Below are 24,078 nucleotides of genomic sequence, written 5' to 3' on the forward strand. Positions count from 1 at the left end.
TAATATAATATATTTTATTATAAGTTTAATATTATTGTAATTCATAGGACATAATACATATTATTAGAATTAATTTTCATCTGATGAGCAATGTTTATTTTACCAATAAATCAAAAATTAACTAGGTTTTAGCATTTTTTTTAAAAATTTTATGATTTTACAATAATCTATAAATATAAAATTTAATATACTCCATAGAGAAATACATTAAATCTATATATTTAGATAATAATTATATTTTATTACGAAGTTGTTACTGCCGTCCGCTCATCGACAAAGTAGTTGGCGAGCTATAAACCGAAGGTTTATTTAATGGCAGTTGGGCTAAGGCAGTTGGTCGTTAATTGTAATTTGCATAATAAGAAATTATGAAATAATAACTTAAATCATAAAAATATTATATTAATAATAACGTTCAAATCATTTATTATATGTTCATAACCATAACTATATTTAAAAATATATCATTATTGAGTACTACAATTTGATTTATACTTAATTAATCGAAATGAAATTTGACTTAATTATCTGTATTAATGACGACTAAATCCTATTACTAATAGATTATATTTAGAGGGATAAAATGGTTAAAACCGTAAAAATAACAGACACTACTTTTAGAGATGCTCACCAATCTTTAATGGCAACCAGATTAAGACTTGCTGATATGTTGCCAATTGCTGAAAAAATGGATGAGATAGGCTTTTATTCAATGGAAGTTTGGGGAGGGGCAACCTTCGATTCTTGTATAAGGTTTTTAAATGAAGACCCATGGGAAAGATTACGAGAATTAAAAAAGAAAATAACAGAAACACCCTTGCAGATGTTATTAAGAGGTCAGAATTTAGTCGGATATAGACATTATTCAGATGATGTCGTTGAAAAATTCGTACAAAAATCCGTTGAAAATGGTATCGACATCATACGTATATTTGATGCACTTAATGACGTAAGAAATTTAGATTACCCAATAAAAGTTGCAGTTGATTGTGGTGCTACTGTTCAAGGTGCTATATCATATACTACGAGCCCTGTTCATACTATCGAACAATACATAGAACTTGCAAAAAAATTCGAAGAACTTAAATGCGATTCAATTTGTATTAAAGATATGGCAGGATTGTTAACTCCATTCGATGCAAAAGAATTAATTAAAAGACTTAAAGAAGAAGTATCAATACCTATTGACTTACACAGCCACTGTACTGCAGGTATTGCACCAATGACTTACATTACATCAGTTGAAGCAGGCATTGACATATTAAACTGTGCAATTTCACCTTTATCGATGGGTACATCACAACCACCTATTGAAAGTATGGTAGCATCGTTACAAGGTACCGAATATGATACAGGATTAAATTTAGTTGCTTTAACAGAAATTAGAGACTATTTTGATGAAATTAGGAACAAATACAAATATTTAATAAACCCAATATCTGAGAGAGTTGACGCTAGAATCTTAAGATACCAAGTTCCAGGCGGTATGTTATCTAACTTAGTTTCACAGTTGAAAGAGCAAGGTGCTATCGATAAGTTCGAAGAAGTTTTAAACGAAATACCGAACGTAAGAAAAGATTTAGGTTATCCCCCATTAGTAACACCTACCTCTCAAATCGTAGGTACACAAGCTGTTATGAACGTTTTAACCGGGGAAAGATACAGGATTATCACAAACGAGGTATCCAACTACGTTAGAGGATACTACGGAAAAGCTCCTGCGCCAATGGATAGGGACTTAATTAAAAGAGTATTAAAAACCGGCGAAAAACAAATCGAATGTAGACCTGCAGATTTACTCGAACCAGAATACGAAAAAAGAGCTAAAGAAGCTAAAGAAAAAGGACTTATCAGAAGTGAAAAATATGCAATTGAAGATATATTGACTTATACCTTATATCCACAAGTTGCTATTAAATTCTTAAGAGGAGAAGCTAAGGAAGAGCCTATCCCTGAAGAAAAAGAAGTTTCAAAATTCTCTGAAATACCTACCCAATATGTTGTAGAGGTCGATGGTGAAGCTTACGAAGTTAAGGTAGAACCTGTTTACGGTACAGAATATAAGCCTAAAGAAGAAAAAATAGACTCTCAGACAGAAGGCGCAGTAAATTCACCGTTTAGAGGAATGGTTACTAAAATCAACGTTAAAGAAGGAGCAGAAGTAAAAGCAGGCGACACAATTGTAACTTTAGAAGCTATGAAAATGGAAAACCCTGTTGAATGCCCTGTTGATGGAAAAGTTGAAAAAATTATCGTACACGAAGGTCAATCAGTTAGTGTTGGCGATATTTTAATGGTTGTTAAATAAATAAGACGTTGATTTAAATTTATAAAATAATGGTAAAACTAATAATAAAAATAGACTAAATTAAAGTAAAATAGAATATATTGGATAATAAAATAATAATCTCAAATTAAAACAATATATTCTTATTTAATTTTCTATAATTGTGTGAAATCATGTTTAAAAAAATTCTTATTGCAAATAGGGGAGAGATAGCAGTTAGAATTATCCGAGCCTGTAAAGAATTGGATATTAAAACTGTTGCGGTTTATTCCGAAGCTGATGAACATTCATTATATACTGCCCTTGCTGACGAATGTTACAGTATTGGAGAAGCTCCGGCTTCTAAGAGTTACTTAAATTATGAAAAAATTCTTAAAATTGCTGAAAAAGCTGGTGTTGACGCTATTCACCCGGGATATGGTTTTTTATCCGAAAATTCAAAATTTGCCGAAGAGTGTGACAATAGAAACATTGAATTTATCGGACCACCTATAAGAGCTATTGAACTTATGGGTAGCAAAATTAATGCTAAAAAAACCATGAAAAAAGCAGGCGTTCCAGTATTACCAGGTCGAGAAGAACCTATTGAAGACGAACAAGAAGCAATAAAGATTGCAAAAGAAATTGGATATCCTGTAATTATTAAAGCCTCTGCAGGTGGTGGGGGTATAGGAATGAGTGTTGCCAACGATGAAAGCGAATTAGTTGACACCATACAATCTACAAAATCCATTGCTCAAAGTGCTTTTGGAGATTCGACAATCTTTATTGAAAAGTATCTTGAAAAACCAAGACACATCGAAATACAGATATTAGCGGATAAACACGGTAATGTCATCCACTTAGGAGATAGGGAATGTTCCATCCAAAGAAGACATCAAAAAGTTATCGAAGAAGCACCATCTCCAATTATGACTCCAGAATTAAGAGAAAAAATGGGAGAAGCTGCAAAAATTGCTGCTAAATGTATTGACTACTACAGTGCAGGTACTGTTGAATTCTTATACAACGCCGGAGAATTCTATTTCTTAGAGATGAATACGCGTGTTCAAGTTGAGCACCCTATCACGGAAATTATCACTGGCGTAGATATTGTCAAAGAACAGATAAAAATAGCATATGGAAACAAACTTCCATACGAACAAAAGGACATAACATTTAATGGACACGCTATAGAGTGTAGAATTAATGCTGAAGATTCAGTAAACGACTTCATTCCGTCTCCAGGAAAAATCAAACATTACAGGTCACCAGGTGGACCGGGTGTAAGACTTGATAGTGGTGTGTACGGCGGTGCAGAAATTCCTCCGTATTATGACTCAATGGTTGCTAAATTAATAACCTTTGGTAAAAATAGAGAAGAAGCAATCGTCAGAATGAGAAGGGCGCTTTCTGAATACATGGTATTTGGAATTATATCTAATATACCATTCCATAAGTCAGTATTAGAAGAGCAAGATTTCTTAGATGGTAACTTATCAACACATTACATTGCAGAGCATGAAAAATTACTTCATGATAAAACATTGGATTATGCAGTTGAAATTGCCTACGAAGAAAAAAGATTCATTGAAAAAGTATTTAGGGACGATAAAAAGACTGTAGCACTTGTAGGTGGATTAAGTGCCTATATAACTACCCTTAAGAATAAAGATAAAAAACAGTATTGCCCTAAAGAAAACGAGTAAAATTTAATATTTTAATATTTTAATATTTTACTTTATTTTTATTTTGATAAATTACTTTTATATTAATAAGTTTACATATCGAAAGATTTATATATTATATCAAATTTTATATATATTAGATTTATTATCTTGTCAACTAAAATACATTTAATAACTAGTGTATTGAGTCTGTGGTCTAGTTGGCTATGACATCGCCTTGACTCGGCGAGGATCGGGAGTTCAAATCTCTCCAGACTCACTTTTTATTTTTAAAGATTTTGAGTATTTTGATAAAATCTATAATTATTTTATAATTATTTTATAATAATTTTTTAATTAAATTTTTATATTTTAAAAGCTATTTTATAATTATATAATATTGTTGATGTATCTTTGGCATATTAAGAACATGTCATAACGTTATATTAAAAGGAAATAAAGGAAAGGAATTAAGAGGATACTATGGGATTTTCGCAAGTTGTAGGTATTTCTGGCCTTATTGTTATATTATTAGCTTCTTTATCTATGATATTTATAACAACAGACCATAATTTTGAAAAGGTTATGAATTCGCAAAATGAACACTATGATAATATAATTATAAAAAATCATGAAAAAATCTTGATTAACAGTATTAAAATTGATTCTGGAGATAACAATAATCTTGTAGTAAATATTACAAATACCGGAAATACGGTTATAGAAATTGAAAAGCTATCTGTATTAAAAAATGGAATATATTACACTGTTACTCTAAGTAGTGGATATATTGCACCAAAAGAAAGCGAAAAGATAACTATATATGACATTAAAGCAAATATTGCCGATAAAATAAGTATTGTGTCAGAACACGGCTATAGGGATATTGCCACAGTAAGTTAATACCTTTTTTATTTATTTTATTTAATATACTTTTATTATTTTATTATTATTATTTTATTATTTTATTATTATTTTCTTATTATTTTTATTATTCAATTTATTATCTGTTTTAAACCTAATAACTATTTTAAATTTCATAGGCTAATAATTATATATATTAAAAATAGTAATAGATTGTATAGTAAATTATTATTAAGCTTATATGGTGATATTATGGAAAAAATGCAAAGAAAGGCAAACTTATTAACTACTGCATTGGCATACACTAACGGACCGTTACATTTGGGTCATGCAAGAAGTACATACATTCCTGCGGATGTATATAGAAGATTTTTAAAATTAAAAGGTGAAGAGGTCTACCATATTGGTGGTACCGATAATCACGGCGTCCCTATTACCCTTACTGCCGAAAAAGAAGGGGTTACGCCATTAGATATTGTTACAAGATATCATAATGCGATTAAAGCCGATTTGGACACTTTAAACGTAGAATTTGATAACTTTGGACAAACACATAGTGATGTACATATTGAAACTTCTCAAGAATTCTACAAAGAATTAAAAGAAGCTGGATACATCTATGAAAAAGAGATTGAACAATTTTACTGTCCAAAATGTGATAAATACCTAGCAGATAGATATGTAGAAGGATTGTGCCCATTTTGTGGTGGTGAAGCAAGAGGTGACCACTGTGAAGTTTGTGGTAGGCACCTTGAACCTACAGAATTAAAAGAACCGTACTGCGTACATTGTAATTCAACACCTGAATTAAAAAAGTCGACACATTACTTCTTTAAATTAAGCGCTTTAAAAGATGAATTAATTAAATACCTTAATTCAGCTGAAAAAATGCCTGAACATGTTAAAAACCTTGCTTTAAACTGGGTTAATGAATTACACGACTGGGACGTTTCAAGGAACTTAAAATGGGGCGTACCAATTCCGGGTTGTGAGGACCAAGTAATGTATGTATGGCTAGAAGCTCCTATAGGTTATATTTCATTCAGTAAAGCTTTAGGCGATAAATGGGAAATTCTTTGGAAAGAAAATAAAGAAAATAATGAAGATGAAGAAAGCGAAAATAAAAAAGAAAGTGAAATAATTCACTTTATTGGAAAAGATATTACTGTGCACCATGCGGTATTCTGGCCTGGAATGTTAGAGGGAATTAATAAAGTAAATGGCTATAAAATGCCTACTGCGGTTGTAAGTGGTGGATACCTTACATTAGAAGGTAGAAAAATGAGTACCAGTAAAAATTGGGTTGTATGGGTTTCTGACTTTGTTAAAAACTTTAACACCGATTATTTAAGGTACTTCTTACTTGCAAATGCACCACTTTATAGAGATACAGACTTCTCCTGGGATGAATTCCAAAAAAGAGTTAATACTGAATTAATTGATAATATCGGTAACTTTACACACCGTTCATTAGTATTTGCAAACAGAAAATTCGATAAAGTACCTTTAGTTGATGAAAATGGTTTACTTGATGTAGATAAAGCTTTACTTTTAAAAGCTGAAGAAACAGTTTCTAAAGTAGATGAATTGATAAGAAAATTTAACTTTAAGGATGCGCTTATGGAAATTATCCTTTTAGGAAAAGAAGGAAACGGATACTTCCAATCAAACGAACCTTGGGCAATTGAAGATGAAGAAAGACTTAAACAAGTGATTTATACTTGCTGTAAAGTTGTAAAAAGCCTTACTTATTTGTTATCCCCATTTATGCCTGAAAAAACTTCTGCACTCTTGGATTTAATGAATGAAGAAAATGACTTAGAAGTTAGAGGAAACGAACTTAAAAAGCCAAAAATTTTATTTTCAAAAATTAGCGATGAATCAATTGCGATGATGAAGAAAAAACTTGAAAAATTGATAAAAGCGGAAGAAAAGAAAAATAAAAATAAAGATAAAAATAGTAAAAAAGAAGACGGAAAAAACAATAATAATAAAAAAGATGAAAATAAAAGTAGTCAAGGAAAAGATACTAAAAATAAAAATGGTGAAAACATGTGCGAAGAAAATACACTCATCAGTATTGACGACTTTGCAAAAATCGACTTAAGAGTCGGTAAAATAGTTGAAGTTGAAGAAGTTAAAAGGTCAAAAAAGTTATACAAAATTATGGTTGACATTGGAACAGAAACAAGACAAATTGTTTCAGGTTTAAAAGAAGACTACGAAATCGATGATTTAGTTGGTAAAAAAATCATAGTTATCTGTAATTTACAGCCTGCAAAATTATGCGGTGTTGAATCACAAGGTATGCTTTTAGCTGCTGAAGACGATAAACTTGTAAGTTTATTAACTTTAGATAGGGATATTGACCTTGGTTCAAAAATTCACTAAATAAAATGAAATAAAATAAACTTATTTCTTTATTTTTATTTTTTTATATTATTTTATTATTATTTTATTATTATTTTATTATTTTCAAAAACTAGATAGAAAAATGAATATAATACAATATTCATAAATATCTATAGAAATTTTTACTAAAATTTACTATCCTATTGTACAATTTCATAAATTATACAATCTAAAAGGCGATTTAATGATTTTAAAAGTAAAATATGTTGATTTAGATATCGAAAAAAATTCTGTTGTAATTAATGAAGAAGATTTAAAGAAAAGTGGTTATAAAGTAGGGGACAGGCTATTTTTAGAAGTACAAGGTAGTTCTTTAGTTGTGGTTATACACTCTACAAGCACTATTGTAAAACCTGGAGAAGTGGGCATAACTAGACATATTACTTTAAAATTAGAGGAAGGACACGATATAGAACTAAAACAGGCTATTGTACCAAAATCCATAAAAATCATTAAAAAGAAGCTTAACGGGGAAATTCTTTCTACCACGGATATAAATACACTTATTGCAGAATTAAAGATTAGTAGACTTTCAAACACTGAAATATCATCATTTGTAGCAGGTAGCTATATAAATGATATGAATATGAACGAAATTGTTGATATGACGAAAAGCATGGCTTCAACCGGTGATTTATTAGACTGGGGTAGAGATACAGTTGTAGATGTCCACAGTATTGGAGGTATTGCTGGAAATAAATATGCGTTGCTTGTTGTTCCTATTGTAGCGGCTGCAGGTGTTAAAATACCTAAAACGTCATCCCGAGCTATTACTAGTGGTGCAGGTACTGCAGATGTACTCGAAGTTGTAACAAACGTTACCCTCACTAAAAACGAGATAATGGACTTAATTAGAGACACTAGCGGTTGCTTAATTTGGGCAGGAGGTATGAGTTTAGCACCAGTGGACGATATGTTTATAAATGTGGAAAGTAGGCTCTCTATTAATCCTAAATGCTTAATGTTGTCAAGTGTAATGTCCAAAAAAGTTGCAATGGGTATAAAATGTTTAGTAATTGACATACCTATTGGAGAAGGTGCCAAAGTAAAAACAGAAGCCGAAGCAAGGAAATTGGCAAGTAGTTTTATAGAACTTGGAGAATTGTTGAAAATAAAAGTCGAGTGTATTATTACATACGGCGGTCAGCCACTAGGTAGAGCAATAGGTCCTGCTTTAGAAATGAAAGAAGCATTAGAAGCTCTTGAACATCCAGAAGAAGCACCAGAAAGTTTAATTGAAAAATCGTTATCTATTGCAGGTATACTTTTAGAACTAAGTGGGGCATCAATGAAAGGAGATGGAATGGAAGCTGCAAAAGAAATATTGTATTCAGGCAAAGCTCTTGACAAATTTAGAGAAATAATTTATAAACAGTATGAAAATAAAGTGAAAATAAAGTCGAAAAGTGAAAATTCGGAAAATATAAGCTTTGATGAAAATTATAACGTAAGTGAAAAATTATTTGAAAATTTAAACTTAAGTGTAGATTTAGATTCTGATTCAGATTCTCAGGATAAAAATGAAGAAAATTCAGAAAATATCGCTAAAAAAGATAACTTAAGTAAAAAAGGTAAAAAAGACAAGAAAAATAAAATTGATGCCCAAAATATTGAAAAAACATATTTAAAAAAATTAAACAATTTGAAATCTGAAGATATAAAAATAGCCAAATATAGCTACGATATCGTTTCCCCTACAAGAGGCTACATTACTAAAGTTTCAAACAAAGGATTGATAGATGTTGTAAAAGAGGCCGGAGCTCCTTTTGATAAAAAAGCGGGTATTATGTTAAATGTTAAAATTGGAAATAATGTCAAAAAGGGCGATATATTATATACCGTTTATTCAGATTCTGAAGAAATGCTTACCAATGCCATTACTTTAGCAAGACGTATTTACCCAGTGAATGTTGAAGGTATGATTATCAAAAAAGTCAGTAAATTCTAATTAGATAATACATATTTTTATTTTTAATTTATTTTTAATTTATATAATAATATATATTACTTTTTTTAAAATATATTATAAAGAAATATCACACATATTTATCTGAGGTAACAATATTTCAAAAGTATTTTATAAGGTATGTACATAATGTGTCATAATAATTTAATTCGGTGTAAAAATGGATATAATTCAGATTATCGACAATTTTATATATGAACACTATATTTATCCAATAGAAGCAGGAACAGGCTACAATCTAGTTCAAGAATTTACTTACGGGATATTATTATTTGTAATGGTTTATTTATTTTATAAAATAGCTCAAAGATTCCAAATAGAAATTGATGAGAAATTTGCGAAAGTAACAATCTTCTATATCATATTAATTACACTTATGCGTGCATTAGTTGATGCTGGCGTTATTGAGAGATTAGTCTATACAGTTACTCCCGGAATTGTGATATTAATTGGGGCTTACTATTTACTTTCCTTGATTATTTCGGGAGCTTTATTGAAGAAAAAATATTACCTAGGCTCTATAGTAATGGCGGTAATCCCGATATTGTATTTTTTATATGAATTTGCTCAAAGAATAGTGCATATTGAAGCATTTACACTTGTAGCAGTGATACTTGCAATATCCTATGTTTTATCGATATTATTACTAACCAGGATTAAGAAATCAAAAATTGAAAAATTAGATAAGTATACAATATTTTCTCAACTTGTTGACGCCTCTGCTACTTCTGTGGGTATTGCAGTTTATGGTTATTGGGAACAACACCCGGTACCAAGATTCTTTATGGATTTACTTGGCCCTTATGCCATGATACCTTTAAAACTAATCGTAGTAGTGCTAGTATTAGAGTTATTCAATAGGGAAGTTGAAAATAAAAATCTTAGAAATATTTTAAAAATAGCGGTATTATCATTGGGACTAGCACCAGGTCTTAGAAACTTATTTAGAACTATTATGGGTGTTTAATAGATTAATAGATTAATAACTATCATATAATTAAATAGGTAAAGATAATAATTATTGATGAAAAAATGGAAAGGCGATTATATGAGTTATGAAAAAGATATTGAAGGAATGGAAATTATTGAAAGAACTATGGATTATGATGAATTAGTTGATTACGTAAAAAAATATGTTGATGAAGATGATTACGTTGAAGTTTATTTTGGACGTGCACATGTTGAAGGTACTATTGAATCCATTACAGATACTCATTATAGAATAGATACCCATCACGATAGTATGGGACTATTAGAGTTTGATTTAAAAGATGTAGAAGAAGATTTATTGGAATTTGTACATATTCCAGAGTCCGAAACTAAAAGAATTGTAATATCCATATTGTAAAATTCTTTTTTTATTTTATTTTTAGTTTTTTTATTGCGTTTATCGGCACTTCATATAATATTTATACTGCTAATGGGGTATATTAAAAATTTAATAGTCATATGTTTTTATGAATAAATAACAAGTTTTTTAAATAAGGTATCAATATATTTATTATAATAAATTTAACGAGATATAACTTAATAAAAAAACTCCTAAATAATGCCAAATTAATGTTTTTCAAGTTAATATCATTTAATAAATATCATCTAATATTATTCATAAATATAAAAATACAGTATTAAAATTTAAAAACACTCTTGCAAAAAATTGATAATATAATATATTGTAGAAGAGATGAAAGAAGCCCGAAAGGTGAAAATATGGCAGTAATGGGTGCACAAGGTAAAAAACTTGACATTACGTATGGGGATAATGCCATACTAAAATTGATAAATGAAGAGGGAGAATTATTAGATAATGCAATTATGGACGATGAAACGGCTACATTATTTATAACTCTTTTAAACCAAGGTGTGGTGTTATCCGAAGAAATAAATAGGAAATATAAAAAAGATGGGATTAGATTACATAAAATACAAGACGTAGGCACTTGTTTTGCGGATGATTGCAGAGTTTCAATTGCGATACTACCTGCAGATGAAAAAAGGACTGCTTCCATATTAATAGGAATACATAAAGAAAACACGCATAACGCATTGATTGTTAAACCTAAAAGAGCTTCATTTATTAGTTTTACAGTTTTAAAAATGTTAATGGAAAATGCAACTATGGAAATTGAATAATAGTTTAGTAATCTATTAAATAACTACTAAAATATAAAATAAGATATTAATACGATAAAATACTATAATATATCATAAAATAACTATAAAATAAAATATTATAAGTTATAGTATAACTTAAAAATAGCATAACTTACAAATTATTTAAATCAATCTTTTTTGAACATCTTTTCCAACTAGTTCGTCAATATCTCTAGATAAAGGACATAATTTTGTATAATCCAAAGCGTAATTTTTACCTGCTGAAGCTATATCATCGGGATTTATAAATAAACATTTGTTCATAATTTTTACGGCAAGATATGGCTCCCCTCCAAAAATTTCGGAAAATTCAACTAATTTTTCAACGTCTTCGTTAGGTATATACATTTTTTCTTTAGAAGTTGATTTACACTCAAATACAAAGTGCTTTCCACTTTTACCTGCAACCAAATCAACACCGTGACTTCCTGCACTTCGGATAACTGCAAAGCCTTTATTTTCTAAATTTTTTTTTAATTCTCTTTCAAAAGTTGAACCTTTTCGATATTTATTATATGCCATCTTACCTTAGCCCCGTTAAAATTTTAAGTATTTTAATATATAAATTGATAATCGCATAATTTTAAAAAATAATAGATTTAAGTATTTATTTATTATATTACTTTATTATTTTATTAGTTTATTTCAATTATTGTTCCCTTTCACCAATGAAATTAACATTTAGTGCATCGTCATCATTTGTTAAGTGTAATGTCTGAGTAGGGAATGCAAAGTCTATTCCTGCGTCTCTGAATTTAGTCATTATTTTTGTATTTACTTCGTCTACGGTTGTAAGGAAGTAATCAAAACCAAATTCTCTGACAAAGTACTCCACCCTAATATTTAGTGAGAAATTTCCAAATTCTGTAAATGAAACTCTGATTGGGTCAACTACTCCATGATGCTCATCCAATATATCTTTAATAATTTCCTTAGCTTTTACCATTTTTTCGGGTGTTGTGCTGTAAGTAACCCCAATTGTGGTTTTTACCTGCCTTTTTCGTCTTGCAGAATAGTTTTCAACCTCTGTTTTTACCAAATCACCATTAGGCACTGTTATAATGGTATCCCCAAAAGTTCTAACTTTGGTACTTCTAATACCCACTTCTTCAACGACACCTTCTCCACCGCCCCATTTTATCCAATCGTGTATTAAAAATGTCTTATCGGAAATTATGATTAATCCGCCCAAAAAATTTTCAAGCGTATCTTGTGAAGCCAATGCTACTGCCAAACCACCTATACAGATACCTGCTAGTAGTGCGGATATGTCAACCTGTAAATTGGCTAGCATTAGTAAAATACCCCCGATAACAATGAAGATTTTCAATAATTTCCTTACAGGGGGTATAATTTGGTCATCTAATTTACTTTCCGATTTTTCAGCCCTTGGAATAATCCAATAGATAAAAACATCGTCAACAAATTTTAAAGTAAATATTAATAAAGCTAAGATATAAACTACATTTACACTTTCATTTACCAATGTTATTAAATTTGGCGTTAAATTAAGACTTAACATACCATATCTAAAGAATATTGCAAATACTACAATCATAAGTGGTAATTTTACAGCATCAATTACAACGTCGTCCCATACGGTTTTCGTTTTTCCCACTAATTTTTTAGCGTATTTTTCAATTAATATTTTTAAGACTTTTCCGGCAATTACGCCCAAAAAAATGTACACTATCAACATGACATACTCAAATATCGTATTTCCAAAAAGCATAAAATTCAAATAATCCATAATATCACACAAATGTCGATTTTGGTTAGATTTATTTAATAATTTATAAGTTTAGTATTATATATTTATTTCTTTATTCCAATATGAATTTATTGATTATTTTAGAGTTCATATTTATGAATATTTATTTATGAATATCGATTGGATTAAATTGTTCAATAGTCTATTAGTCGCCTGTATATATAATATAAAAATTAAGGGGTTAAATAGAAAACTATGTATATTTTTATATAGAATGTAAAAATACGATTTAAATTTAATTTACAATATAATTTTAAAATTATTATTAACTTATTAAATTATTAAATTTGCTAAATTAGAAACAAAATAAGTACTATGTGATAGTTATGGTTGTAAAAAAAGTTTATGGAATCGGTGTTGGCCCAGGTTCTAAAGATATGATAACATTAAAAGCTCAAAAAATTTTAAAAAACACTAAAAAATTATTTGTGCCAATTTCTAAACACGGAAAAACCTCAGTAGCTTATGAAATAGTTAAAGAATTTTTAAATCCTGAAACTGAAGTTGTAGAATTACTTTTCCCCATGTGCAAAGATGAAACGCTATTGAAAAAACATTGGGATGAAGCAACAGAGCAAATTATTAATTCAGAGGATGAAGTCTCCATAATTACTATTGGGGATGTAACATTATACAGTACCCTCTCATACGTTTGGCATAGATTAAAAGATAATAATATTGACGTAGAGATTTTAAACGGCATATCATCACCTTTCGCTGCAGCTAGTGCTTTAAACATTCCCCTCGTAGAAGGAGATGAAAAATTAGCAATATTGCCCCAAGGAAAAGATTTAGAAAATACTCTAGAACATTTTGACACTGTAGTCATTATGAAAACCAATGATTTAGAAGAAAAACTTAAAAATTGTAAAGAATTAATGAATAATAAAGAAAAATACATTATTGGTATTGTAAATCGTGTAACTTGTGATAACCAAAAAATAGATTTTGGAAAAATGGACGAAATAGATTTTAATTTAGTTAAAGAATATCTTTCGTTGGCAATTATCAAAAAAATAAAAGAATAATTAATAAGATAGATTTAAAAATGATAGATATAAATATCTAAGTAAATTAATTAATAATTAAATTATTAAATTATTAAAATAAAATTGTAACCAAATATGAATTAAATCAACTATAATCGGTGTTATGATGAATATGAGAAGTGACAATGTTAAAAAAGGTGTTTCAAGAGCCCCTAACAGAAGTTTATTAAAAGCTTGCGGATACACTAATGAAGAAATCGAAAAACCATTTATTGGTGTTGTAAACAGCTTTACCGAGGTTGTACCTGGGCATATTGATTTAAATAAGGTTTCTGAAGCTGTTAAAAAGGGTATTTACGCTAATGGCGGTACTCCTTTTGAGTTTAATACAATGGCGATTTGCGACGGTATTGCTATGGGTCATGAGGGTATGAAATACTCCTTACCATCAAGAGAGTTAATTGCGGATACTGTTGAAAGTATGGCAAAAGCTCACGGCTTTGATGGTTTAGTTTTAATACCTGCGTGCGATAAAATAGTACCTGGAATGATTATGGGTGCTTTAAGGTTGGATATTCCATTCATAGTTGTTACTGGTGGCCCAATGATGCCTGGAGAACTTAAAGGTAAAAACTACGACTTGATAAACGTATTTGAAGGCGTAGGGGAATACAACGTTGGAAAAATTACCGAAAAAGAACTTTTAGAAATTGAAGATTGTGCTTGTCCAGGAGCTGGTAGCTGTGCAGGATTATTCACTGCAAACAGTATGGCTTGCTTAACTGAAGCTTTGGGTCTTTCACTCCCAATGTGTGCCACAACTCCTGCAGTAGATGCTTTAAAAGTTAGATTGGCTAAAAAAAGTGGTATGAAAGTTGTAGATTTGGTAAAAGAAGACGTAAAACCTACTGACATTTTAACAAAAGAAGCATTTGAAAATGCCATACTTGTTGACCTTGCATTAGGTGGCTCCACAAATACAACATTACACATTCCCGCAATTGCAAACGAAATAAGCGAGAAATTTATCACATTAGATGATTTTGACAGACTTTCAGATGCTGTACCACATATTACGTCCATTAGCCCGGGTGGATGCCACTATATGGTAGATTTACATAAGGCTGGAGGCATACCTGCAGTTTTAAACGTTTTAAAAGACACTATTAGGGATGTTAAAACCGTTTCTGGGGAAACTACACGTGAAATAGCTGAAAAAGTAAAACACTTTGACAAAACAGTTATAAGAAGTGTTGAAGAACCTGTTCACAAAACCGCAGGTTTGAGAGTTTTAAAAGGAAATCTTGCTCCAAATGGGTGTGTTGTTAAAATCGGTGCGGTTAGCCCTAAAATGCACAAACATGAAGGACCTGCAAAGGTTTACAATTCAGAAGAAGATGCAATTACTGCTATATTCAATAATGAAATTGTTAAAGGCGATGTCGTAATTATAAGATATGAAGGTCCTGCGGGCGGTCCTGGAATGAGAGAAATGCTTTCCCCAACATCTGCAATTTGTGGAATGGGCTTAGATGATAGTGTAGCTTTAATTACTGACGGTAGATTTAGCGGTGGTAGTAGAGGACCTTGTATCGGGCATATTTCACCTGAGGCACAAGCGGGCGGACCTATTGCATTAATCGAAAATGGGGACATTATAAAAATTGATATGATTGAAAAATCTATTGATTTACTCGTAGATGATGCAGAATTAGATAAAAGATTGAAGAACTGGAAAAAACCCGAGTTAAACGTTAAAGGTTACTTAAAACGATACTCTAAGCTAGTTTCATCTGCAGACGAAGGAGCAGTTTTAAAATAATTAATAAAATACTAAACTAAATTATCACATATCTTATTATATATTTATATTATAATTTTTTCTTTTTTATAGGAATATACTTTAAAAAAATACTTTAAAACAATAATTTGAAATCAACTATTTTATATAGAATTAAATTAAATCATTTATTCATACTTATAATAACCATTTATAATATCAAGATATTACATTAAAATTATGGGATACTATGGAAAATAAAAAAAATTTGGAAAATTTCAATAATTTAAACGAAAACATTTTAAAAGTAAACAATAGCGAAAATTTCGTTGAAAAATTTACTAACACCAAAAATGCACTTTTTGCGTGTACTATTTCATCAATAGAGACCACGAAAACTATACCCATTTCTGGAGTAAATGCAAAAGTGATTGATTATACACCTGCAGCGGATATGGAGCTTGTAACATTAGGAAAAAGCATATCTCTATCTCATCCCCCGATAGACGCTACAAATTGTCCTAGTCCAGCTACAATTACTCGAGCAGTTGTAGATTTATTAAATATGCCTTGTATTACCATTGATGCAGGTAGTAATGTAAAACCTAAAATACCATATATACTTGCTGAAAAGGAGCCTACTGGCGATATAAATTTAGGTAAGGGTATCAAAAATTCAAAGCTTTTGATAGAACGGGGTAAATTAATTGGTAAAAATTTGACTTGTGACAAATTGATACTTGGAGAAAGTGTACCTGGTGGAACTACTACTGCTATGGGTGTTTTAATTGGTTTAGGTTATGATGTGAAGGATAAAATAAGTTCAGGCTCTGTTGCAAACCCTAAAGACTTAAAAGTAAGTGTTATTCAAAATGGTTTGAATATGATGTATGGAACATTAACCGAAGATAAAAATAAAGAAATTAAAGCTTCTATTTATGACATCTTAAATGCAGTGGGCGACAACATGTTGGCAATTAATGCAGGTATTTGTATTTCATTAGTTGAGAGAAATATACCTGTTTTATTAGCAGGTGGTGGACAAATGGCCGGTGTTCTTGCCGTAATAAAAGAAATAAGTCCAGAAACACTTACAAAAGAATTAATAGGTATAAGTACTACAGAATTTGTATATAATGACCACAATGCTGATTTACAGGGTATATTAAACCAAATATATGCCATACCTACGTACATATCCACATTTGGCTATGAAAATTCGTCCATAGAAGGTTTAAGGGCTTATTGTTCTGGTTCTGTCAAAGAAGGAGTAGGGGCTGGAGCTATGGCCACATATGCTTACTTAAACGGATTAAAACCGGAAGATATAAGGAATTACATTGAAAAATATTATTATGAATGGTATAAAGAAATATTGTAATTATAATATAATTGTATTCTAATTAAGGTTATATATCATTTTATATCAATTGAAATGCGATAATATTTTAAAAATGGATTACATAATTAGATAATATAGATAAGATAAACCATATAACTATATTAAAAATAAGAATATAATTTAAAATACGATAGTATAAAATTTTATTAAAACTTTATTTGGTGACTATATGAAATCAAAAGTTATAATGCTTGCAGATGATGCAAAAACTTCACCTTCTAAACTTTTTAGGTACTTAAATTCTTTAGAAGAAGATATTAACGTAAAAGAAACTTGTTTTGGTGCTTTTATAGAGGGAGAAGATGAATTAGTTGATAAAATAGCAGATAAAGTTCGAGATTTGGAAAAAAATAAAATATTTTGTAAGGATAGGGGCTTTCCAATATGGGATAAACGTAGATGTAGGGCTTTTAGGAAAGGAGGCCCTAGGGAAGGTTTCCATCAACTTGAAGCAGAGCATAGGGCTTTAAAAACTATATCTGAAGGTTTAGATGAGTATGAATCTGAAAAATCTACCTATGAAAATGTTCAAGAATTAAAAAAGAAAGTTATGGAAGAATACGATAAAACCCTTAAAAAGTCTGAAAAGGTTTCGGTGGGTTCTTTTGCAAAAATTGCAGAAGAATATAAATCAGATGATGCATCAAAAACTAAAAAGGCTAAAAACTAGATTTTAAAAATGTTTTAAAGTCTTTTAAAGTCTTTTATCAATGATTCTTTTACTTTTTTTCTCACTACGAGGTAATTCTCCAGAATTTACACATTCTACGTCAATTTTAATACCAATGAAGTTTTTAAATTTCTTCTGGACTTCTTGCTCTAATTTTAATAGAGCTTTTGAATCAATAATTAATTCTTTTTTCAACTCCACTCTCAAAAGCATATTGTCCCTACCTTCGTTCTTTGTGAGAACTACTTGGTATTCGCTACATAATTCGTCTAGACATTCAATTACTTTTTCAATTTGTTGAGGGAATATATTTACTCCTTTAATTTTAATCCTATCGTCCGAACGTCCCAAAATTCTTGAAATCTTTGGATATTTAGCACCACAGCTACATTTTCCAGTCATTATTTGTGTTAAATCCCCTGTCCTATATCTAATAAGTGGAGCACCTTCTTTTACGAGTGTTGTTATTACAAGCTCCCCAATTGTTCCATCTGGCAAAACTTTGCCTGTTATCGGGTCTATTATCTCGAATAACAAATAATCATTCCAATAATGTAATCCATCGTGTTCGTCACAGTCTATAGCTATTCCAGGACCGTAAACTTCGGTTAAGCCATAAATATCATATGTTTCCATATTTAGCTCTTTTTCTATCCTGTTTCTCATTTTTTCGCTCCATCTTTCAGAACCGATTATACCTTTTCTAAGGCATATTTTATCAGAAATACCTCTTTTGTGAATTTCTTCTGCTAAAAGTAAGGCATATGATGAAGTAGAGGTTAATACTGTTGATTTTAAATCAACCATCATTTTTAATTGTTTTTCCGTGTTTCCTGGACCCATCGGTATAGTCATAGCCCCCATTTTTTCAGCACCTAATTGGAAACCAATCCCTGCAGTCCATAATCCATAACCTGGCGTTATATGGACTCTGTCAGTACTTATGACGCCTGCAACCTCATAACATCTTGACATCATGTCTGTGAATACTTCAACATCTTTTTTCGTATAAGGGATTATAACCGGTTCACCAGTTGTTCCAGACGTTGAATGGATTCTAACGATTTCTTCTTCACCTACTGCACTCAGTCCTAGGGGATAAGCTTTCCTTAATTCTGATTTTGTAGTGAAAGGTAATTTTTGAATATCTTCGAGTGTCTTAATTTCTGAAACTTCGATATCTTTTAATTTTTCTTTGTAGAATGTTCCTTTTTTAGCCCTTTTTACCAAATCTATCAATAAATCAATCTTTTTATGGTTTTTATTTTTATTTTTATTTTTATCCTTATTGCCATTATTATCAATATTTTTATTACTCATATTATCCCTTTAAATTTTAATAACATTGTTAGAATTAATATTCGCATATTTTTCAAAATTATTAATTGCAAATTCTACGGCTTTTAAATTTATATCCTTAATTTTGCTTGGCATTTCTTCTTTTATTGTGCTATTTAATTCATCTACTGAAAAAGGCAAATAATTATTAAAACATGCGATTGCTATCATCATAATATTCATAGTTTTTAAATTTCCAAATTCTAAAGCCATTTTATTAAAATTACATGCTGTTAAAGTATTATTTTTATCAAATAGTTCAATAATTTTAATAACTTCCTTTTTAGAATATATTTCATTCTCTGGCGTTTTAGAACTTGAATATATTGGATTACTATTTAATAATACTTTAGTATCCTTATTTAAATACTCATTGTATCGGTAAGCTTCAGCAGGTTCAAAACCTATAATAACGTTTGCTTGCCCTTTTGGGATTAAAGAACCTTTTCTATGACTATCTAATCTTAAATTACTTACCACACTACCACCTCTTTGCGACATTCCGATAGTTTCTGCAGTACTTATTTTATAACCTTTTCTTAACGCCATGGTTGCTATTAAACGTGATGCTAAAACTATACCTTGACCTCCTACGCCCGATATGATTATATCACATTTTTCCATAGATTACACCTTTTATTACTATTCTTACTATTCTTACTATTATTTTTTTATTAGATTATTTTTTTATTCTATTACATTATTTTAATTTTTTAAGTACATCGAATACTTATTTCGTACACTTTTGGATTAATTTCATCCATATCTGTACTTATCACATCCTTCGAAAACCCGAATATCACAAATATTGTCGACATATAAAATTATTTTTTAGAATCATAATTTTTTAGATAATGCACCTTTTGGACATATGTTAATACATAAACCACAATTTGTACAAGAATCTAAAAGTTCTATGCGATTATTTAATGAATCATATCTCAGTGCAGGACAACCTATTTCATTGATACATAGCTTACAGGAATTACATAAATTCTCGTCAACGACTACTTTTAAGTTTTGAGCGTCGGTCTTTTGAGATTTTGTTGTTTTTATTTTTTTCTTTGTTACGCAATCCCCCTTGAATATAATTGCGGAAACTCCCTCGTAGTCCATTGCATTTTTACACTTTTTGAGAATACCTTTAAAAATATCTTCCTGTTCGATATTTGCAAATTTACTTATATCTATTGTTTGGACGTTTTCTACATTACAGCTCTTTAAAACTTTTTCAATATCAATTATCTTCGCATTTCCTCTTGCTTTTTGTCCAGTTCCAGGATGCGGTTGATGACCAGTCATTGCTGTTGTTTCGTTATCTAAAACAACTATTGTAACGTCTGCTTCATTATAAACAGCGTTCACTACTGCAGGTATTCCAGAGTGGAAGAATGTAGAATCGCCTATAAATGCTATATTCTTAGTATTTGAATTTACCCTACTTAAACCGGTTGCTAAGCTAATTCCTGCACCCATACATAAGCATGTATCGGTTGCACTCAAAGGAGGGGTCGCTCCGAGTGTGTAACAACCTATATCTCCGGAAAATATTGTTTCAATGTTTTGCTTTTTAAATTCTCTTGCAACTTTTTTAAAGGCATAAAATGCAATTCTGTGCATACAGCCTGCACATAATGTTGGTAACCTCACAGGTAAGGTTATTTCTTTTTTGGTATTTTCTTCATCTTTAATTTTACTACTAGTATTATTATTATGTTTATTATCCATATTATCTTTATTATTACATTCTAACCTATTATCTTCTTTAATTATTTTATATAGTAACGTTTTAACTATATCTACGTTATATTCCCCACATTTTGGGAATAAATTGTATTTTCCATAAAATTTAATATTGTTTAAATTATTATTATTATTATTATTATTATTATATTTTCCAATTAATTTTAACGTATTATCTTCTAAAACTGGGTCAAGTTCCTCTATTGTAACCAATATATCTTTTTTGTTATTTTTTATAAAATCTAATACCTTAGATTCCGGGAATGGGTAAGGCATACTTATTTTTAAAATTTCAACATTATAATTATCTAAAAAGTTTTGAAATTCTTTATCCTTTTTGTCTTCTTTTAATATGTTTAACGCTTCTAAAGTGTAATAATAGGAAACTCCGGAAGTAATAATCCCCAAATTCTTTTTATTCTTTTTATTATCGTTATTATCATTATTAAATACCGTTATACTATTAAAATTCGAATTTGAAAAATCTTCTGCAATTTTCAATTGCTTTTCTTCGAGTATAGGGTGATTTTTACTTACTAATTTGGGCATTATTGCCCAATTTGGGTCTTTTATAAATCCAATGTTACTCTTTTCAGTTTTTAAGCGTTCTATTAACTCATTGTCCATCACTTTGTCAATTAATACGTCGTTATAGCCGTGTGATAAACGTGTGGTAGACCGTAAAATAACTGGGGTTTTATATTTCCTACTGATTTCATAAGCATATTTGGTTAAATCATATGCTTCTTGCGCATCGCAAGGGTCAAAGACTGGTACATTTGCAAAACTACCATAATATCTAGTATCTTGCTCTGTTTGTGAAGAATGAGGTGTGGGGTCATCAGTAACTACAATTACTAACGCTCCATTCGTTCCTAGATATGTTAAACTCATTAAAGGGTCAGATGCTACATTTAAACCGACTTGTTTCATCGTTACGATGGTATTGGCACCAGAGTAAGATGCCCCGATTGCGTTTTCGAGTGCTACTTTTTCGTTTGTAGACCATTCGACATATATTGTAGTGTCATCGCTAATTTTATCCATGCGGTTAACTTCTTTTATTATTGTTTCCATAACTTCTGTGGAAGGGGTTCCTGCATAACCGGTTGCTACGGATAAATTTGAATGAATGGCACCCAAAGCTATTGCTTCATTTCCCATTAAAAATTTTTGTTCCTTAAGTGTTTTTTTCAAAAAAATCCCTCGTAATAGTTATTTTGTGACCATTTTAATAATATAAGTATATAATTAAAGTTTATTTATATAAATATCGATTAATTTAAATTATTATGGCATAATTGCACAATAATTATTTGATTACGCATGGATTGATTATTTTTTATATTTCTAATATTTCTAATATTTAATACAAAGATATAATAAACATAAAACATATTATTTTAAACAAAAGTATAAAAATTTATAAAATAAAAAATAGAAATAATTTAGTCAATTTTTTCAGATGTCTAATTTACAAGGTGTTTTAATGGAATGGGTTGAGAAATATAGACCTAAATCTATGAATGATGTAGCAGGGCAAAATAAAATCAAAGAAGAGCTTACAAATTGGATTGAAGAGTACCTTCAGAACGGCGGATATCATAAACCGTTATTACTTGCCGGACCTCCAGGCTGTGGAAAAACCACTTTAGCGTACGCTTTAGCAAATGATTACAATTTTGAAGTAATAGAATTAAATGCAAGCGATAAAAGGAATAAAAACGTAATTCAACAGGTTGTAGGTACCGCTGCAGTTTCAAAATCATTGAGCGGTAGGCGCTCATTGATAATTTTAGACGAAGTGGACGGTTTGTCAGGTAATGAAGATAGGGGAGGGGTTTCGGAAATTATAAAGGTTGCTAAGACTGCAAAAAACCCGATAATACTTACAGCGAATGACCCGTATAAATTAAACTTGTCTTCTCTTAGAAACTCCGTTCATCTTGTGAATGTGAATTCAGTACATACTAACTCGATACCGCCAGTACTTAGAAGAATAGCATTGCAAGAAGGCTATGAAGTTGACCCAAAAGCTATTAAAATGATAGCATCACATGCTAGTGGTGATTTAAGGGCTGCCATAAATGATTTGGAATCATTACTAATCGGAAGAACTACACCAATGGAAACCGAGGACGTAAGAAACTTAGCAGACCGAGATAGTAAAGGAAATATATTTGATGCAGTTAGGATTGCATTAAAAACCACACACTATGATATCGCAGTTTCTACGAGTAGAGACTTGAAGGAAGATATTGGAACGGTTCAAGAGTGGTTAGCTGAAAACATACCTAGGGAATACCAAAAACCACACGAAATAGCAAAAGCTTATGACTATATTTCCAAATCAGACATTTATCTCGGTAGAGTTTACCGTAGGCAACATTTTGGATTTTGGAAATATGCTTCAGCACTAATGACTGCAGGTGTTGCATTATCCAAAGACGAAAAGTATCGAGGATTTATACGATATTCGCCCCCTACAATATTTACTAAATTAAGTAGGTCTAAAGTACATCGTCAGAAAACTAAAGCAGTAGCCTTAAAAATAGGTCAAAAAGTTCATTTATCCTCTAAACGTGCTATGGAATACATGAGACTATTACCTTTAATTTTTGAGAATGATATAGACGCTTCAATCGGATTAATTGAGTATTTTGAATTAACTAGGGATGAAGTAGAATTTTTGAGTAAAAAAACTATTGCAACCAAAATATTTAAGCAAATTCAAAAAGATGAAAAAGAACAAGCCAAAGCAAGAAAAAAAGAACTTAAAGAGATGAAAAAATCAAATAAAGAAAGTAATGGCGAGTCTAAAACTACTACTAAAACTAAAAGTAAGAAAGATAAATCATCTAATTCTTCGAAAGAAAATGGAAATAGCTTAGAAAAATTCTTAAATCCTACTAAAGTGAAAAAAGAAATAGAAATAGAAGTTGAAACAGAAGTTGAAATCGAAAAAAAAGAGGATAATTCGGATAATTTAAAAAATATGCCTAAAAGTCAAATTACATTAGATAATTTCTTTTAATATTCTTTAATAAATTCTAATT

18 protein-coding genes are annotated in these 24,078 nt (G+C 30.1%); 13 read left to right on the plus strand and 5 right to left on the minus strand.

Translation table 11 applies throughout. The annotated features are described in order from the left end of the window. The first annotated feature begins 583 nt into the window (after positions 1 to 583). From oadA to M2325_RS05385, 8 genes are all read left to right on the plus strand, one after another. Positions 584 to 2,308, plus strand: a complete 1,725-nt coding sequence (oadA, locus tag M2325_RS05350) for a sodium-extruding oxaloacetate decarboxylase subunit alpha (RefSeq protein WP_209591065.1) — start codon at positions 584 to 586, stop codon at positions 2,306 to 2,308. A 152-nt stretch (positions 2,309 to 2,460) separates the two neighbouring features. Beyond that, on the plus strand, positions 2,461 to 3,975 hold the full coding sequence (locus M2325_RS05355; RefSeq protein ID WP_259051816.1) for an acetyl-CoA carboxylase biotin carboxylase subunit: 1,515 nt from the start codon (positions 2,461 to 2,463) through the stop codon (positions 3,973 to 3,975). A gap of 441 nt (positions 3,976 to 4,416) precedes the next feature. After that, a complete protein-coding gene (locus M2325_RS05360; protein WP_209591067.1) occupies positions 4,417 to 4,836 on the plus strand; it encodes a hypothetical protein in 420 nt (139 codons plus the stop codon). A 222-nt stretch (positions 4,837 to 5,058) separates the two neighbouring features. Next, positions 5,059 to 7,188: a methionine--tRNA ligase gene (gene metG / locus M2325_RS05365; protein WP_259051955.1), complete on the plus strand. Its 2,130-nt coding sequence runs from the start codon at positions 5,059 to 5,061 to the stop codon at positions 7,186 to 7,188. 205 nt (positions 7,189 to 7,393) lie between these two features. After that, complete coding sequence (locus M2325_RS05370) at positions 7,394 to 9,157, plus strand: thymidine phosphorylase (protein WP_245314127.1); 1,764 nt, start codon at positions 7,394 to 7,396, stop codon at positions 9,155 to 9,157. 178 nt (positions 9,158 to 9,335) lie between these two features. Continuing rightward, positions 9,336 to 10,142 carry a DUF63 family protein gene (locus M2325_RS05375; RefSeq protein WP_209591068.1) on the plus strand — a complete coding sequence of 269 codons (807 nt, stop codon included), beginning with the start codon at positions 9,336 to 9,338 and terminating at the stop codon, positions 10,140 to 10,142. A gap of 81 nt (positions 10,143 to 10,223) precedes the next feature. Next, complete coding sequence (locus M2325_RS05380; RefSeq protein ID WP_209591069.1) at positions 10,224 to 10,523, plus strand: DUF2097 domain-containing protein; 300 nt, start codon at positions 10,224 to 10,226, stop codon at positions 10,521 to 10,523. A 362-nt stretch (positions 10,524 to 10,885) separates the two neighbouring features. Further along, positions 10,886 to 11,308 carry a hypothetical protein gene (locus M2325_RS05385; RefSeq protein ID WP_209591070.1) on the plus strand — a complete coding sequence of 141 codons (423 nt, stop codon included), beginning with the start codon at positions 10,886 to 10,888 and terminating at the stop codon, positions 11,306 to 11,308. 144 nt (positions 11,309 to 11,452) lie between these two features. Here M2325_RS05385 and hjc read toward each other — a convergent pair whose 3' ends face one another. Continuing rightward, positions 11,453 to 11,851: a Holliday junction resolvase Hjc gene (hjc, locus tag M2325_RS05390; RefSeq protein ID WP_209591071.1), complete on the minus strand. Its 399-nt coding sequence runs from the start codon at positions 11,849 to 11,851 to the stop codon at positions 11,453 to 11,455. A gap of 127 nt (positions 11,852 to 11,978) precedes the next feature. Then, positions 11,979 to 13,079, minus strand: coding sequence for a mechanosensitive ion channel family protein (locus M2325_RS05395; RefSeq protein WP_259051819.1), 1,101 nt, complete (start codon positions 13,077 to 13,079; stop codon positions 11,979 to 11,981). Positions 13,080 to 13,426: 347 nt separating this feature from the next. Between M2325_RS05395 and cobI the strand changes: the two genes are divergently transcribed. The 4 genes from cobI (at position 13,427) to M2325_RS05415 (ending at position 17,941) form a co-directional block, all read left to right on the plus strand. Then, on the plus strand, positions 13,427 to 14,128 hold the full coding sequence (gene cobI, locus M2325_RS05400; protein ID WP_209591073.1) for a precorrin-2 C(20)-methyltransferase: 702 nt from the start codon (positions 13,427 to 13,429) through the stop codon (positions 14,126 to 14,128). Between the two features lie 133 nt (positions 14,129 to 14,261). Beyond that, complete coding sequence (gene ilvD / locus M2325_RS05405; protein ID WP_259051957.1) at positions 14,262 to 15,911, plus strand: dihydroxy-acid dehydratase; 1,650 nt, start codon at positions 14,262 to 14,264, stop codon at positions 15,909 to 15,911. Between the two features lie 208 nt (positions 15,912 to 16,119). Continuing rightward, positions 16,120 to 17,250, plus strand: coding sequence for a nicotinate mononucleotide-dependent phosphoribosyltransferase CobT (gene cobT, locus M2325_RS05410; RefSeq protein WP_209591074.1), 1,131 nt, complete (start codon positions 16,120 to 16,122; stop codon positions 17,248 to 17,250). 190 nt (positions 17,251 to 17,440) lie between these two features. Then, positions 17,441 to 17,941 (plus strand): methanogenesis marker 6 protein, encoded by a 501-nt coding sequence (locus M2325_RS05415; RefSeq protein ID WP_209591075.1) that lies wholly within the window; start codon positions 17,441 to 17,443, stop codon positions 17,939 to 17,941. Positions 17,942 to 17,965: 24 nt separating this feature from the next. On the opposite strand, the gene M2325_RS05420 is transcribed toward M2325_RS05415, so the two are convergent. The 3 genes from M2325_RS05420 to M2325_RS05430 all read right to left on the minus strand — a co-directional run bounded on the left by M2325_RS05420 (position 17,966) and on the right by M2325_RS05430 (position 22,186). Further along, positions 17,966 to 19,261: a phenylacetate--CoA ligase family protein gene (locus M2325_RS05420; RefSeq protein WP_259051822.1), complete on the minus strand. Its 1,296-nt coding sequence runs from the start codon at positions 19,259 to 19,261 to the stop codon at positions 17,966 to 17,968. Positions 19,262 to 19,270: 9 nt separating this feature from the next. Then, positions 19,271 to 19,903, minus strand: coding sequence for a 2-oxoacid:acceptor oxidoreductase family protein (locus tag M2325_RS05425; protein WP_209591077.1), 633 nt, complete (start codon positions 19,901 to 19,903; stop codon positions 19,271 to 19,273). A gap of 213 nt (positions 19,904 to 20,116) precedes the next feature. After that, entirely contained in the window at positions 20,117 to 22,186 is a 2,070-nt protein-coding gene (locus M2325_RS05430; protein ID WP_374759688.1) for a thiamine pyrophosphate-dependent enzyme, read from the minus strand. 325 nt (positions 22,187 to 22,511) lie between these two features. Between M2325_RS05430 and M2325_RS05435 the strand changes: the two genes are divergently transcribed. Then, entirely contained in the window at positions 22,512 to 24,056 is a 1,545-nt protein-coding gene (locus M2325_RS05435; protein ID WP_259051829.1) for a replication factor C large subunit, read from the plus strand. Positions 24,057 to 24,078 lie beyond the last annotated feature (22 nt).

This window comes from Methanococcus voltae PS (genome assembly GCF_024807035.1).
GTDB classification, from domain to species: Archaea; AGJL01; Methanococci; order Methanococcales; family Methanococcaceae; genus Methanococcus; species Methanococcus voltae.

Coding starts and splice junctions, on each gene's coding strand:
- oadA (WP_209591065.1), top strand. CDS start 584: ATGGTTAAAACCGTAAAAATAACAGACACTACTTTTAGAGATGCTCAC.
- M2325_RS05355 (WP_259051816.1), top strand. CDS start 2,461: ATGTTTAAAAAAATTCTTATTGCAAATAGGGGAGAGATAGCAGTTAGA.
- M2325_RS05360 (WP_209591067.1), top strand. CDS start 4,417: ATGGGATTTTCGCAAGTTGTAGGTATTTCTGGCCTTATTGTTATATTA.
- metG (WP_259051955.1), top strand. CDS start 5,059: ATGCAAAGAAAGGCAAACTTATTAACTACTGCATTGGCATACACTAAC.
- M2325_RS05370 (WP_245314127.1), top strand. CDS start 7,394: ATGATTTTAAAAGTAAAATATGTTGATTTAGATATCGAAAAAAATTCT.
- M2325_RS05375 (WP_209591068.1), top strand. CDS start 9,336: ATGGATATAATTCAGATTATCGACAATTTTATATATGAACACTATATT.
- M2325_RS05380 (WP_209591069.1), top strand. CDS start 10,224: ATGAGTTATGAAAAAGATATTGAAGGAATGGAAATTATTGAAAGAACT.
- M2325_RS05385 (WP_209591070.1), top strand. CDS start 10,886: ATGGCAGTAATGGGTGCACAAGGTAAAAAACTTGACATTACGTATGGG.
- hjc (WP_209591071.1), bottom strand. CDS start 11,851: ATGGCATATAATAAATATCGAAAAGGTTCAACTTTTGAAAGAGAATTA.
- M2325_RS05395 (WP_259051819.1), bottom strand. CDS start 13,079: ATGGATTATTTGAATTTTATGCTTTTTGGAAATACGATATTTGAGTAT.
- cobI (WP_209591073.1), top strand. CDS start 13,427: ATGGTTGTAAAAAAAGTTTATGGAATCGGTGTTGGCCCAGGTTCTAAA.
- ilvD (WP_259051957.1), top strand. CDS start 14,262: ATGAGAAGTGACAATGTTAAAAAAGGTGTTTCAAGAGCCCCTAACAGA.
- cobT (WP_209591074.1), top strand. CDS start 16,120: ATGGAAAATAAAAAAAATTTGGAAAATTTCAATAATTTAAACGAAAAC.
- M2325_RS05415 (WP_209591075.1), top strand. CDS start 17,441: ATGAAATCAAAAGTTATAATGCTTGCAGATGATGCAAAAACTTCACCT.
- M2325_RS05420 (WP_259051822.1), bottom strand. CDS start 19,261: ATGAGTAATAAAAATATTGATAATAATGGCAATAAGGATAAAAATAAA.
- M2325_RS05425 (WP_209591077.1), bottom strand. CDS start 19,903: ATGGAAAAATGTGATATAATCATATCGGGCGTAGGAGGTCAAGGTATA.
- M2325_RS05430 (WP_374759688.1), bottom strand. CDS start 22,186: ATGGGAAATGAAGCAATAGCTTTGGGTGCCATTCATTCAAATTTATCC.
- M2325_RS05435 (WP_259051829.1), top strand. CDS start 22,512: ATGGAATGGGTTGAGAAATATAGACCTAAATCTATGAATGATGTAGCA.